Source organism: Streptomyces sp. NPDC088387, from assembly GCF_044753385.1.
Taxonomy (GTDB): domain Bacteria; phylum Actinomycetota; class Actinomycetes; order Streptomycetales; family Streptomycetaceae; genus Streptomyces.
The window spans coordinates 57,776-70,763 of record NZ_JBIVNC010000010.1 but is presented as its reverse complement, the minus strand read 5'-3'; the positions used below and the strand labels follow the sequence as shown (position 1 = coordinate 70,763).

At 70.8% G+C, this 12,988-nt stretch carries 11 protein-coding genes; 2 read left to right on the top strand and 9 right to left on the bottom strand.

The window, feature by feature from the left end:
* Positions 1 to 70: 70 nt before the first annotated feature.
* On the bottom strand, positions 71 to 742 hold the full coding sequence (nucS, locus tag ACIQAC_RS25840; RefSeq protein ID WP_402194596.1) for an endonuclease NucS: 672 nt from the start codon (positions 740 to 742) through the stop codon (positions 71 to 73).
* 298 nt (positions 743 to 1,040) lie between these two features.
* Between nucS and ACIQAC_RS25835 the strand changes: the two genes are divergently transcribed.
* Complete coding sequence (locus ACIQAC_RS25835) at positions 1,041 to 1,433, top strand: SCO5389 family protein (RefSeq protein WP_402194594.1); 393 nt, start codon at positions 1,041 to 1,043, stop codon at positions 1,431 to 1,433.
* 83 nt (positions 1,434 to 1,516) lie between these two features.
* Here the strand turns inward: ACIQAC_RS25835 and ACIQAC_RS25830 are convergent, their stop codons facing one another.
* Positions 1,517 to 2,545 (bottom strand): LLM class flavin-dependent oxidoreductase, encoded by a 1,029-nt coding sequence (locus tag ACIQAC_RS25830; protein ID WP_402194591.1) that lies wholly within the window; start codon positions 2,543 to 2,545, stop codon positions 1,517 to 1,519.
* Positions 2,546 to 2,766: 221 nt separating this feature from the next.
* Between ACIQAC_RS25830 and ACIQAC_RS25825 the strand changes: the two genes are divergently transcribed.
* Positions 2,767 to 3,108 carry an ATP/GTP-binding protein gene (locus ACIQAC_RS25825; protein WP_402194589.1) on the top strand — a complete coding sequence of 114 codons (342 nt, stop codon included), beginning with the start codon at positions 2,767 to 2,769 and terminating at the stop codon, positions 3,106 to 3,108.
* 19 nt (positions 3,109 to 3,127) lie between these two features.
* Here the strand turns inward: ACIQAC_RS25825 and ACIQAC_RS25820 are convergent, their stop codons facing one another.
* From ACIQAC_RS25820 to mce, 7 genes are all read right to left on the bottom strand, one after another.
* Entirely contained in the window at positions 3,128 to 3,994 is an 867-nt protein-coding gene (locus tag ACIQAC_RS25820) for an ABC transporter permease subunit (protein ID WP_402194587.1), read from the bottom strand.
* On the bottom strand, positions 3,991 to 5,235 hold the full coding sequence (locus ACIQAC_RS25815) for an ABC transporter ATP-binding protein (RefSeq protein ID WP_402194584.1): 1,245 nt from the start codon (positions 5,233 to 5,235) through the stop codon (positions 3,991 to 3,993). Before ACIQAC_RS25815 ends, ACIQAC_RS25820 begins: the two co-directional genes overlap by 4 nt.
* Positions 5,236 to 5,357: 122 nt before the next feature.
* Complete coding sequence (locus tag ACIQAC_RS25810) at positions 5,358 to 6,128, bottom strand: ABC transporter permease (RefSeq protein WP_402194582.1); 771 nt, start codon at positions 6,126 to 6,128, stop codon at positions 5,358 to 5,360.
* Positions 6,129 to 6,130: 2 nt separating this feature from the next.
* Complete coding sequence (locus ACIQAC_RS25805) at positions 6,131 to 7,102, bottom strand: ABC transporter ATP-binding protein (protein ID WP_402194579.1); 972 nt, start codon at positions 7,100 to 7,102, stop codon at positions 6,131 to 6,133.
* Between the two features lie 84 nt (positions 7,103 to 7,186).
* Positions 7,187 to 8,122 carry a cellulose-binding protein gene (locus ACIQAC_RS25800; RefSeq protein ID WP_402194576.1) on the bottom strand — a complete coding sequence of 312 codons (936 nt, stop codon included), beginning with the start codon at positions 8,120 to 8,122 and terminating at the stop codon, positions 7,187 to 7,189.
* Positions 8,123 to 8,375: 253 nt separating this feature from the next.
* Complete coding sequence (scy, locus tag ACIQAC_RS25795; RefSeq protein WP_402194573.1) at positions 8,376 to 12,224, bottom strand: polarized growth protein Scy; 3,849 nt, start codon at positions 12,222 to 12,224, stop codon at positions 8,376 to 8,378.
* A gap of 237 nt (positions 12,225 to 12,461) precedes the next feature.
* The gene (mce, locus tag ACIQAC_RS25790; RefSeq protein ID WP_402194572.1) at positions 12,462 to 12,902 is read right to left on the bottom strand and encodes a methylmalonyl-CoA epimerase; all 441 of its coding nucleotides are present in this window, start codon (positions 12,900 to 12,902) and stop codon (positions 12,462 to 12,464) included.
* Positions 12,903 to 12,988 lie beyond the last annotated feature (86 nt).

The following is a 12,988-nucleotide window of genomic DNA, read 5'->3' as shown; positions in this document are numbered from 1 at the left end:
CGAAGGGCCGAGTCCGCACGTCGGACCCGGCCCTTCCTGTGTCCCCGAGCGGGATGCGCCGGGGCGGCGTTCAGAACAGCCGCAGCTTGTCGTCCTCGATGCCGCGCATCGCGTTGTAGTCCAGGACCTGGCAGCCGATACCCCGGTCGGTGGCGAGGACGCGGGCCTGCGGCTTGATCTCCTGCGCGGCGAAGATGCCGCGGACCGGGGCGAGATGGGGGTCGCGGTTGAGCAGTTCGAGATAGCGGGTCAGTTGCTCGACGCCGTCGATCTCGCCGCGTCGCTTGATCTCGACTGCAACGGTCTGTCCGTCGGCGTCACGGCACAGGATGTCCACCGGTCCGATCGCGGTCATGTACTCGCGGCGGATCAGGGTGTAGCCCTCGCCGAGGGTCTCGATCCGGTCGGCCAGCAACTCCTGCAAATGTGCTTCCACGCCGTCCTTGATCAGACCGGGGTCGACGCCGAGTTCGTGCGAGGAGTCGTGGAGGACTTCCTCCATCGTGATGATCAGCTTCTCGCCAGTCTTGTTGGTGACGGTCCAGACGCCGTCCTCCTCCCCGGCTCCCTCCTTCAGGGTGCAGGGCGGCGACATCCAGTTCAGCGGCTTGTAGGCGCGGTCGTCCGCGTGGATCGAGACGCTGCCGTCCGCCTTCACCAGGATCAGACGGGGGGCGGTGGGCAGATGAGCGGTGAGCCGGCCGGCGTAGTCGACGGAGCACCGGGCGATGACGAGACGCATGGTCGGCAACGCTACTCGACGCCCATGGGTCCGCGCGATTCGCGTGGATCCCGCTCGCCACAACTGTCCGCAAGCGCCCGGAAGGCTGCCCGAGTTCCTCCGGATCACTCCTGTTCGTCCTTGGCCGATAGTGGGCGTAAAGGGTCCGCCGGGTGTGCGCATTCGCCTGGTGCCGTCACCAACAGTTGCCTACCGTATGAACGGGAGGTCGCGATGTGTGTACGCACCGTGTTCGGTATCGCGAACTCCCTCATCTGTCCGGCAACCCCCGCAGTGCGGGGGTGCGAGAGGAGAACCCATGTCGCTCGACGTCTCACCGGCCCTACTCGAACAGGCCGAGCGAGGCGAGGTCGACGAAGCAGCCTTCGTCGACTGCGTCCGGACCTCCCTGCCCTATGCGTGGGAGATGATCAGCTCCCTGGTGGCCCAGCTGAAGGTGGACGGCGGCCAGTTCGCCGACAACCAGACGCCTCCGCCGGACGAGCAGGCACGCGGTCAGCTGCTGCGTGCGCTCGCGAGTGACGCGATACGCGGTGCGCTGCAACGGCACTTCGGGGTGCGGCTGGCCTTCCAGAACTGCCACCGGGTGGCGGTCTTCCCGCTGGACGACTCGGTGGACCAGACGTTGGCCCGCTTCACCTCGGTCCGCAGTCAACTGCTGAACCAGTCCCCGGAGTTCAGGGACTGCTGAGGCAGTGAGCAGCTAGCTTGCCGCTCCGTACGCGGGAGGTGCATCAGTACCGGAGCGGCAAGTCCTGCGGGGCCCATGAGCGTTCAGCGCAGTTGCGGCAGCACTTCGGTGCCGAGCCGCCGGACGTTCTCCTCGGTGGCCGCGAGGTCGCCGGAGCCCTCGACGAGCAGCGCGAAGCGGGAGATGCCGGTCCGCTCGCTGGTCGCCGCGAGGCGGTCGGCGCACAGCCGCGGAGTGCCCACCGGGTGCAGCCCGCAGAGGAGTTCGGTGTACGCCAGCGGATCGCGCATCCGGCGCTCCCGGCCGTCGACCGTCACATGGGCGTCGAGTCCCTGCTTCAGCCAGCCCGGCATGGCCTTCAGCAGAGTCTCCTCCGCCTCGGTGCGCCGGTCGCCGACCTGGCAGACACCCGCGGAGACATGGCCGGGGTCGCGGATCTCGTCCCCCGACCGCCCGGCTGCGAGAGCGGAGCTTCGCCACAGGGCGACCATCTCGGCCTTCTCCTCGTCGCCGATGTGCATACCGAGCAGCATCGGCAGTCCCCGCTCGGCCGCCATCCGGACACTCCCCGGCGAGGTGCACGCGACCAGCAGCTCGGGGCCCGGTGTCTCCGACAGCGCCTCCGACGGCCTGGGTACGACGGCCACTTCGCGGAAGTCGTACCGCTCGCCGGTCGCCGAGACGGCCGTGTCGCGCAGCCAGCGCACCAGCAGATCGAGTGATTCCGGGTAGCCCTTCTCGTAGGCCTCCAGGCCGGCGCCGAAGACCTCCAGGTCGACCCAGGGGCCGCCGCGGCCGACGCCGAGGGAGAACCGGCCGCCGCTCGTCACATGAAGCAGCGCCGCCTGCTCGCCGAGGGCCACCGGGTGGGTGGTGGGCAGCACGCTGACCGCCGTGCCGACCCGGATGCGGCGGGTGCGGCCGAGCAGCAGCGCGGCCAGTGTGATCGCGGACGGACAGGTGCCGTACGGCACGAAGTGGTGCTCGGCCAGCCAGACCGAGTCCAGCCCGGCCTCCTCGGCGACCTCGGCCGAGCGGACCGCGCGGTGCAGCGCCTCCCCCTGGCCCTGACCCGGGAACTGGGCCGCCAACACGAAACTTCCAACGCGCATTGTCTTTCCTGCTTCCTCGGCTCCGACGCGGAGCTCCCCCACCCGGCATAACCGTCTGACACGTGCCGAGGACACGGCTTGGCGAAGAGATTTGCGGATAGTCGGGAGAATGCGCGGACTCGAAGCGGCACGTGCGGACCCTGCGTACTCCGCGTACCCCTGTCCGCTCCGCGTAGGCTGGACGTGGACCGTGCTTCCTGTATAGCCCCGTGAGGTGTCCTGTGTCCCCGCGTCGCAACCGACCCAACGGCCCGAAGGGTGCCGCCTCCTCCGGCCCCGGTGCCGAGGACGACGGCTCCGGGCGCTACGGCGGCTGGCAGTCCTCGGTGCAGTGGCAGGGCGAGGTGTGGAGCATCCGGCATGTCGCCGGGTCCAGTGCGCAGGGCAAGTCGTACCGCTGTCCCGGCTGCGACCAGCTGATCCCCGACGGTGTGCCGCATGTGGTCGCCTGGCCCGAGCACTCGGGCGTCGACGAGCGCCGCCACTGGCACAAGGCGTGCTGGAACGCACGGGACCGCCGCACCACGAGGGTGCAGCGGTCCCGCAACGCGCCGAGGTTCTGACCCCCGTCTCTCCGGCAACCTAGACGTCCCGCTTCTCCAGCAGTGCGTACGCGCCCGCGAAGGCGACGGCCGTGATGCCGAGGACGATCCACAGCGGGTCCCAGCCGGACGGGCCGGTCTCGCTGAGGGAGTTGGCGTAGAAGACGCTCATCTGGTTCGGGATCGAGTACTCGAAGAGCGCGTCGCGCACGCCCTGGAGCGACTCCGAGAACATGAACAGGGCGATCACCAGCGGCGCGAGGACCGCGGCGATCATGATGGTGATCGCGCCCGCGGAGTGCCGGATCACCGAGCCGATGATCAGGGACAGCAGGCCGAGCAGCGCGATGTAGAGCGAGATGCCGACGGTGCCCTTCAGCCACTCTCCGCCGGACGGCTCGCGGGCCCCGTCGAGCAGGGCCAGCTGCACCACGGCGACCAGGCCGGACGAGACCAGCGTCACCACGAAGGCCAGCGCGAAGAACACGATCGACTTGGCCGCCAGCACCCGGCCGCGGGTGGGGCAGGCGGTCATGGTGGTACGGATCATGCCCGTGCCGTACTCCGAGGCCGTGGTCAGCACACCGAGCGTGATCAGGCACATGGAGCCGAGCAGCAGGCCGAAGAAGCCGAGGGCCAGCGGGTTCTCGCCGCCCAGGTCGGACTCGGAGGAGTTGCCGACGAGGGCGCCGGCGAGCAGGCCGATGCCGACCACCAGCACCACGAAGACACCGAGCGTCCACACCGTGGAGCGGACCGACTTGATCTTCGTCCACTCCGAGGCGAGCGCGTGCCCGAGGTGCGTACGGACCACCGGGATCGGCGAGGTGTAGTCGGGGTACGCGGCGCCGGGAGCCGCCTGCCAGTTCGGCGCGGCCTGCGGCATGGAGGGCTGGGGCGTGCTCATCGGGCGTCCTCGGGCTTGGTCGGGTCGGCGGCGGCGGACGGGGCGGATGCCGCGGGGGCCGGGGCGGGCGCCGGCGGCGGCTGTACCGGCGGTGCCTGCGGCACCGGAGCGGGGCCCTGGGGCTGCTGGAGATACGGGTTGGCCCCCTGAGGGGCCTGGGGCATCTGCGGCATCGCCTGGGGTGCCTGCGGCGGCGGGTAGGCCTGGCCGCCCTGCTGCTGCGGTGGCGGCGGGGCGTACCAGCCCGGCTGGCCCTGTCCCGGCACCGGCATCGGCGGCTGCGCGCCGGGCGGCAGCTGCTGCTGGAGACCGGCCTTCTGGTCGATGGTCGAGCGGTAGTCGACGGCGCCCTGCGTCATCCGCATGTACGCCTCCTCCAGCGACGCCTGGTGCGGCGACAGCTCCCACAGGCGTACGTCGCTGTGGTGCGCGATGTCGCTGATCTGCGGCAGGTGCAGCCCCATCACCCGCAGCGCGCCGTCCTGCTCGGGCAGCACCTGGCCGCCCGCCTCGGCGAGCGCGGACGCCAGCTTCTCGCGCAGTTGCGGGTCGCTGTCCGGCGTCCGCACCCGGGCGAAGCCGGCCGAGTTCGCCGCGATGAAGTCCTGCACGCCCATGTCGGCGAGCAACTGGCCGCGGCCGATCACGATGAGGTGCTCGGCGGTCAGCGCCATCTCGCTCATCAGGTGCGAGGAGACGAAGACCGTACGGCCCTCGGCGGCCAGCGACTTCATGAGGTTGCGCACCCAGAGGATGCCCTCGGGGTCGAGGCCGTTGACCGGCTCGTCGAAGAGCAGCACCTTCGGATCGCCGAGCAGCGCGGCGGCGATGCCGAGCCGCTGGCCCATACCGAGGGAGAAGCCCTTGGAGCGCCGCTTCGCCACCTCCTGGAGGCCGACCACGCCGAGCACCTCGTCGACCCGGCGGGCCGGGATGCCGGACAGCTGGGCCAGGCTCAGCAGATGGCTGCGCGCCGAGCGCCCGCCGTGCACCGCCTTGGCGTCCAGCAGGGCGCCGACCTGGCGCGGCGCGTTCGGCAGCTTGCGGTAGGGGAAGCCGCCGATCGTCACATGACCGGCGGACGGATTGTCCAGGCCGAGGATCATCCGCATGGTCGTCGACTTGCCCGAGCCGTTGGGCCCGAGGAAGCCGGTGACCGTGCCGGGACGGACCTGGAAGGAAAGGTTGTGCACAGCGGTCTTGTCGCCGTAGCGCTTGGTCAGGCCGACTGCCTCGATCATGCTCCGCACCCATCAAAGGTTCAGGACAGCGGGGCACACGCCCCCGTAAGGGTTAGGAGGATATCGGGGGTCTGACGGTTCCGGCCAAGGAGAGGTAAAAGGTTACGGGTCTGCGTCGTTGTCTACGCGTCCCGGCGCTTCAGCAGGATGTAACCCCCCAGAAGGGAAGCGGCCACCCAGATCGCCATGATGGTCAGCCCGCCCCAGGGGCCGTACGGGGTGTCGTCGTCGACCGGCGTGACCACCTGCATGATCTTGCTGCCGGCCTGGTCCGGCAGGTACCGGCCGATCTTCTCCGTCGCGCTGACGTTGCCGAGGATGTTGGAGATCAGGAAGAAGAACGGCATCAGGATGCCCAGCGACAGCATCGGCGAGCGCAGCATCGTCGCGACGCCCATCGAGAACATCGCGATCAGCGTCATGTAGAGGCCGCCGCCGATCACCGCGCGCAGCACCCCGGGGTCGCCGATCGACGCCTTGAGGTCACCGAGCATCGCCTGCCCGAGGAAGAAGGTGACGAAGCTGGTGGCGATACCGACGACCAGACAGAGCGCGGTGGCCACGGCGACCTTGCTGAAGAGGAACGTGGCCCGCTTCGGCACGGCGGCCAGCGAGGTGCGGATCATGCCCGTCGAGTACTCGTTGGAGACCACGAGGACGCCGAACACGATCATCGCCAGCTGACCGAGGCTGGTCCCCGCGAAGCTGATGTAGGTCGGGTCGAAGGAGAGCTGGTCCTGCCGGCTCAGATTGTCGAAGTCGTTCTTGGACAGCGCCGCGATGAGCATGCCGAGGGCGACGGTGACGACCACGGCCAGCCCCAGTGTCCACACCGTGGACGCCACTGACCGGATCTTGGTCCACTCGGACCTGATGACCTGTGTGCCCGCCATGATCAGGAGCCCTTCCTGCCGCTGTTCCACTCGTCGCCCCACTGCTGCGGGGCGGCGCTCACGGGCGTCCCGTCATGCGCGTGGTACTCCACCGACTCCGCGGTCAGCTGCATGAACGCCTCCTCCAGGGAAGCCTGCTGCGGGCTCAGTTCGTGCAGCACGACCTGGTGCTGCGCGGCCAGCTCACCGATCTGCTCCGCCTTGCTGCCGTCGACCTCCAGGACCCCGCTGCCGGTCTCCACCACCGTGATCCCGTTGCGGTGCAGCACGTCGAGGAGCCGCTCGCGGTGCGGGGAGCGGATCCGGACGTAACTGCGCGAGTTCTGCTCGATGAAGTCGGCCATCGACGTGTCGGCCAGCAGCCGGCCCTGTCCGATCACCACCAGGTGGTCGGCCGTCAGCGCCATCTCGCTCATCAGGTGCGAGGAGACGAAGACCGTACGGCCCTGGGAGGCGAGCGACTTCATCAGGTTGCGGATCCAGTGGATGCCCTCGGGGTCGAGCCCGTTGACCGGCTCGTCGAACATCAGGATCCGGGGGTCGCCGAGCAGCGCGCCGGCGATGCCGAGCCGCTGCCCCATACCGAGCGAGAACCCCTTGGCCTTCTTCTTCGCCACCGCGGTCAGACCCACGGTGTCCAGCACCTCGGACACCCGGCTGCGCGGAATGCCGTTGCTCTGCGCCAGGCACAGCAGATGGTTGAACGCGCTGCGCCCGCCGTGCATCGCCTTCGCGTCCAGCAGCGCCCCGATGTACGTCAGCGGGTCCGTCAGCTGGTCGTAGCGCATTCCGTCGATCCGCACATCGCCGGCGGTGGGCCGGTCCAGGCCGAGCATCATCCGCATCGTCGTCGACTTGCCCGCGCCGTTCGGACCGAGGAACCCCGTGACGATGCCCGGGCGTACCTTGAAAGTCAGGTTGTTGACCGCGACCTTCTCGCCGTACCGTTTCGTCAGCCCCTCAAGCTCGATCATGCGCCAACGCTAGAACGTGACAAAGCCCTCTGCCACCCGACGGCAGAGGGCTTTGCACTTCCTTCAGCAGTTGTACTCCGACCGTTACCGGGACTGCTGCGCCGGGACTCCGCGGGAGATCGGCTCGTCCTCGGCCGGGGTGCCGGCGGCGGCCACCGCGGCGCCGGTGAGCGTCGCGAGCATCTCGCGGACGTTCGTCAGCTGCGCGTTGATGGAGTCGCGGCGGTTGGTGAGGGCGGCCAGCTCGCGCTCGGACTCCGAACGGATCCGGTCGGCCTTGGCGTTGGCGTCGGCCACGATGTCCTCGGCCTGGCGCTGCGCGGTCTCCACCGTCTGGCGGGCGCGGCGCTCGGCGTCGGTACGCAGCTTCTCGGCCTCCAGGCGGAGCTGCTCCGCGCGGTGCTCGATCTCCGCGAGGCGCTTCTCGGCCTTGGCCTGACGGGACGCCAGGTCGCGCTCCGACTGCTCGCGGCGCTTGGCGAGGTTCGTCTCGAAGTCGGCGGCGGCCTGGGCGGCCTTGGCGCGGGTCTCCTCGAAGAGCGCGTCGGCCTCCTCGCGCTTGGACTGCGCGTCCTTCTGCGCCTCGGAGCGCAGCTGCGAGGAGTCGCTCTTGGCCTTCTCGACGATCCGGACGCCCTCGTCCTCGGCCTTGGCCTTGCGCTCGGCGGCGAACGACTCGGCGTCGTTGCGCACCTGCTGCGCGGCGGACTCGGCCAGTTCGCGGTGCTGCTCCGCCGCTCGCCGCGCCTCCTCACGCAGGTCCTTCGCCTCTTCCTCCGCGAGGCGGAGGATCTTCTCGACGCGCGCGCCGAGGCCGGCGTACGAGGGCTCGGCATCGGTCACCTGCGCCTGGGCGTTCTGCGTTTCGAGGTGGAGTTCCTCGATGCGCTTTTCCAGAGCGGTGATGCGGGCGAGAGCGCTGTCACGGTCGGAGACGAGCTTGGAGATACGTTCGTCCACCTGAGCGCGGTCGTACCCACGCCGCACAAGCTCGAAGCCGTAGGGGGAAGTGTCGCTCATGGGGTTCCTGTCGAATGAGACCGGTGAGGTGATAGGGGGAATCCTAGGGGCCTAAGCGGTGTGTCATCGAGCGGATGCGTGTTTGATCTGGAGAATGACACCCCTTTTGAGTGGCTAACCGTCGGACGGCTTGCCAAAGGGCTGCGCAAAGGCCCCAGCAGACACGGAAGTCGGCGTGAAGCGCAAGGGCCGAAGGGGCGGATCGGGCCATTGATGCCGACCCGAAACGCCGTCACCGCCCGGCGGACGGCGACTAGCCGTCCGACGACTTGCCACCCGAACGAGGGGCCCCCACGGTGGCGCCCGCCTTGACGCCGGTGTCCTTCCCCGCACCCGGCGTCTCGAACGACTCCAGGGCCTCCAACACGTCCTGCACACGCGAGATCTCGGTGTTGATGTCCTCGCGGCGGCGCACCAGCACCTCCAGCTCCCGCTTGCCCTCCTCGACCGTGCGCCGGGCCTCGCGGACCGCCTCGGCCTTGAGCTCCTCGGCCTCCTTGACCAGCGCGGCCTTCTTCTGCTCGGCCTCCTTCAGCAGGCCCTCCGCCTTCTTCACCGCGGCGATACGGACCTTGCCGGCCTCGGAGTTGGCCTCCGTCACCAGCTCCTTCGCCTTGGCCTCGGCCTTGGCGCGCTGCTCCTCGGCGGCCTTGATCAACGCGTCACAGCGGTCACCGGTCGACTTCATCGTCTCGGCGGACTCGCGCCGGGCGCGCTCGTGCAGTTCCTCGATCTCGGAGGTGATGCGGTCGCGCAGCTCCTCGGCGCGCTCCCTTATCGCGGTCGCGTCCCGGCGGGCCCCGACGAGGAGCTCGTCGGCGTCCGTACGGGCCTTCTCCACAGTCTGGTTGCCCTCGACACGCGACTCGGCGATCAGCCGGTTGGCCTCCGTACGGGCCGCGCCGACCATCATGTCGGCCTGTCCCTCGGCGTCCGCCGTGGTCTTCTGCGCCTGCTGCTGAGCCTCCGTCAGCAGCTTGTCCGCCTCGGCCGTGGTCTCCGTGATCAGGGTGTCGACCTGCTCGGCAGCCTCCGAGCGCCGCTTGTTGGAGTCCTTGCGCGCCTCGTCCAGCGTGCGCTCGGCCTCCTCGCGCGCGGCCGACGTGACCCGCTCCGCCTCCGCGGCGGCCTCCGCCTTGACCCGCTGCGACTCGGTGCGGATCCGCTCGGCGTGCTGCTGCGCGGAGCCCACCGTCTCGGCGGCCTCGGCCCGCAGCCGCTCCGCCTCGCCCGAGGCGTCCGAAAGCAGCCGGTCGGCCGCCCGGGTCGCCTCGCCCCGCACCCGCTCCGCCTCGGCCGCCGTCTCGGCGGTGAGCCGCTCGGCCTCCTTGCGGACCTCGGTGATCAGGGTGTCGGCCTGCGTCGCCGCGTCCGACCGCATCCGGTTGGCGTCCTCCCGGGCCTCCGCCCGGGTCCGGGTGGCGTCCTGGTCGGCCTGCGCGATGGCGTCCGACACCTCCGTACGCACCCGCTGGGCGTGGTCGGCCGCGTCGGACCGCAGCCGGTCGGACTCGGCGATCGCCTCCGCCACGGTCCGCTCGGCGAGCGCCTTGGCGGCCTCCGACTCCTCGCTCGCCTCGCGCCGCACCCGGCTCGCGTCCTCGGAGGCCCGCTCCCGCTCGGAGTAGGCGTCCGCACGGACCCGGTCGGCCTCCTCCTGCGCCTCGCGCCGCGTACGGTCCGCGGCGTGCTCGGCGGCCGAACGCAGCCCGGAGATCTCCTCCTGGGCCTGCTCGTGCAGCCCCGACACCGAGTCCCGCACCTGCTGCGCGTGGAGCTCGGCGGCCGACACCATCTCGCCGGCCCGTCGGTCCGCCTCCTCGACCAGCCGGACCGCCTCGGTCTGCGCCTCCTCCACGCGGTTGCGCGCCGAGGCCAGCAGCTCCTCGCTCTGCTCGCGGGCCCGCTCGCGCTCCTGGCCCGCGTCCTGCCGTGCCGTACCGAGCAGTTCCTCGGCCTCGCGGCGGCGCCGGACGGCCTCCTCCTGCGCGGCGGCCAGCGTCTCCGACGCCTCCGTGCCCAGCCGCTCGGCGGCGGCCTGCGCCTCCGCCCGCACCCGGTCCGCGGTGTCCTGCGCCTCGACCTTCAGCCGCTCCGCCTCGGCCGCGGCCTCCGAACGCAGCCGTACGGCGACGGCCTCGCCCTCGGCACGGGAGGCGGACGCGTCCGACGCGGCCTCGTTGCGCAGCCGGTCGGCCTCGGCCTCCGCCTGCTGCTGGAGCGTACGGATCCGCTCGGCGGCCTCGGCGCGCAGCCGCTCGGACTCGTCGGCGGCCTCGCGGCGGATCCGCTCGGCCTCCCCACGCGCCTCGGACAGCGCCTGCTCGGCCGCGGTGAGCCGGGTCTCCGCCTCGGTGTGCAGCCGGGTCAGTTCCTCGGCGGCCTCCGCGCGGCGGGCCTCGACGCCCCGCTCGGTCTCCTCGTGCAGCTCACGCGCGGCGCGCTCGGCGTCCGCCTTGATGCCCTCGGACTGCTCGACGATCTCCGCGCGGTGCCGCTCCGCCTCCTTGCGGGTGCGCTCCAGCGTCTCCTCGGCCTGCCGGCGCAGCGTCGTGGCGCGCTCGATGGCCTCGGTGCGGACCTTCTCGCTGTCGGTCGTGGCCTTCTGCCGCAGCTCGTCCGCGTCGGCCTTCGCCTTGGACAGCAGCTCCTCGGCGGACCGGGCCGCCTCCTCGATCTGGGCGACCGCCTCACGGCGTGCCTCGGACCGGATCCGCTCGCCCTCGGCGACCGCGTCGGCCCGCAGCTGCTCGGCCTCGCCACGCAGCCGGCGGGCCTCCTCCTGAAGCTCGACCGTCTTGGCCCGGTACTCCTTGGTGTCGTCCTTCGCCGCGCCCTTGAGCTGCTCGGCGAGATCGTGCGCCTCGGCCCGCAGCCGGTCCGACTCGGCCTCCGCCTCCCGGCGGATCCGCTCGGCCTCCTCGGTCGCGGCCTTGGTGGTCTGCTTGGCCTCCGCGGACGCCTTGTTCAGCACGTCCTCGGCGGTCTTGGCCGCCTTGGACAGCTGGGTCGCGCTCTCCTCGGCGGTGAGCGTCCGGGCCTTCTCGGAGGCCTCGGCGACGATCCGCTCGGCCTCCGCGCGGGCGTCCGCGACGGCCTGCTCGGCGTCCGCGCGGGTGGCCTCGGCCTCCTTGGTGGCCTCGGTCACCAGCCGGGCGACCTGCTCCTTGGCCGTACGCGTGCGCTGCTCGTTGGCCGACTCGGCGCCGGACAGCGCCTTGGCGGCGGCCTCCTTCGCCTCGGCGAGCACCTTCTCGGCCTCGGACTGCGCCTTGCGCAGCGCCTCCTCGGCCTCCGTCATCCGCTGCTCGGCGGCCCGGCTCAGCTCCTGGGCCTGGCGGCGCGAGGAGTCCGACTCCGTGGCGCTGGACGAGCGCAGCTGCTCGGCGTGGTCCGTGGCCTCCTGGGCCTGCGTCGAGGCCGCGTTCAGCAGCCGCTCGGCGTCGGTGCGGGCCCGGCGCAGCAGCTGCTCCGCCTCCGCGCGCGCCGCCTCGGCGTCGCTCTGGAGCCGCTGACGGGCCTCGCCGGTCAGCCGCTCGGCCTCCGCGCGGGCCTTGGCCATGGCCTGCTCGGTCTCGGCGCGGGACTCCTCCATGAGCCGGCGGGCCTGCGCCTCGGTGCGGGCGCGCAACTGCTCGGCCCAGGCCACGTTCTCGTTGACGTGGGACTCGACGTTCTGCCGGCGCTCCGCGAGCTCCTGGTCCAGCTGCTGGCGGCGGGTCACCGCCTCCTGGTGCAGCTCCGCCTGGAGCCGGGCCGCCTGTTCGGCGTGCTCCTGGAGGATCCGCTGGGTCTGCGCCCGCGCCTGGCTCATCTCGCGCTCGGCGTCGGCCCGCAACTGGTCCGCCTGAAGTTGCGCGTTGCGCAACAACTGCTCGGCCTGGTAGCCGAGATCACCGCCGTCGTAGGCGGGCCGGGACATAATGGTGCGCCGCGCCTCGTGCAACTTGGCGCGCAGCACCTCGACCTGGTAGCCGAGGTCATCGGCGTGCTGGATCGCCTTTTCCCGCTCGGTCTTCAGCCGCTTCATCTCGGCCTCGAACCGAGAGAGGTGGTCGACGTCAGCCGCCGGCTCTCGCTCCTGGCTCTCGTAGCCCCGCACTGCGCGGTCCCATCCGTCCCCTGGTCGCAAGTCTCTCCGTACGAGCTCCGTCCGTCCGCCGGACGGGGCCCCCGGGGAATGGTGTCAGATCAACGGCGGAGCACGGGCTGCCGCCCTGACGCTCGCCCCCACAAACCCGCACCCCGGTACGGCCCTGCCGCCACAACCGGCAGGGCTCCGGTCGCCCTGGAAGGAGCGGCGACCGCAGCCAACCCTACCGGCCCATATGTACGGGGGTCAGTGCTCAGGTGACTCAACAGGCGCCGAAGTGACCAGTTCTGTCAGTACGCCGTGACAATCCTTGGGATGCAGGAAGGTGATCCGTGACCCCATGGAGCCGCGTCGGGGCTCTTCGTACAGAACGCGTACGCCCTTGTCCTTGACGGCGGCCGCGTCGCCGTCGACGTCCGCCGTACCAAAAGCGATGTGGTGGACGCCCTCGCCGTTCTTCGCGAGCCACTTGGCGACCGTGGAGTCCTCGCGCACGGGTTCGAGGAGCTGAAGGTACGAAGCTCCTCCGTCGGACGTATCGTTGATCTTGAGCATGGCCTCGCGTACGCCCTGCTCCTCGTTGATCTCGGTGTGGAAAACCTCGAAACCGTAGGTGGCCCGGTAGAACTCGACGGTCGCGTCGAGGTCGTGGCAGGCGATCCCGATGTGGTCGATTCGCGTCAGCATGCAGACAGTGCAGCGGTCCCGGGGTGGTTACGCAACGTGCGCGCGATCACACCGACGGCCCGATGACGGGGTGGACTACCGCTCAG

Bases quoted from the DNA above. Each gene is read 5' to 3' on its own strand.
- nucS (WP_402194596.1), bottom strand. From the start codon at position 742: ATGCGTCTCGTCATCGCCCGGTGCTCCGTCGACTACGCCGGCCGGCTC.
- ACIQAC_RS25835 (WP_402194594.1), top strand. From the start codon at position 1,041: ATGTCGCTCGACGTCTCACCGGCCCTACTCGAACAGGCCGAGCGAGGC.
- ACIQAC_RS25830 (WP_402194591.1), bottom strand. From the start codon at position 2,545: ATGCGCGTTGGAAGTTTCGTGTTGGCGGCCCAGTTCCCGGGTCAGGGC.
- ACIQAC_RS25820 (WP_402194587.1), bottom strand. From the start codon at position 3,994: ATGAGCACGCCCCAGCCCTCCATGCCGCAGGCCGCGCCGAACTGGCAG.
- ACIQAC_RS25815 (WP_402194584.1), bottom strand. From the start codon at position 5,235: ATGATCGAGGCAGTCGGCCTGACCAAGCGCTACGGCGACAAGACCGCT.
- ACIQAC_RS25810 (WP_402194582.1), bottom strand. From the start codon at position 6,128: ATGGCGGGCACACAGGTCATCAGGTCCGAGTGGACCAAGATCCGGTCA.
- ACIQAC_RS25805 (WP_402194579.1), bottom strand. From the start codon at position 7,102: ATGATCGAGCTTGAGGGGCTGACGAAACGGTACGGCGAGAAGGTCGCG.
- ACIQAC_RS25800 (WP_402194576.1), bottom strand. From the start codon at position 8,122: ATGAGCGACACTTCCCCCTACGGCTTCGAGCTTGTGCGGCGTGGGTAC.
- mce (WP_402194572.1), bottom strand. From the start codon at position 12,902: ATGCTGACGCGAATCGACCACATCGGGATCGCCTGCCACGACCTCGAC.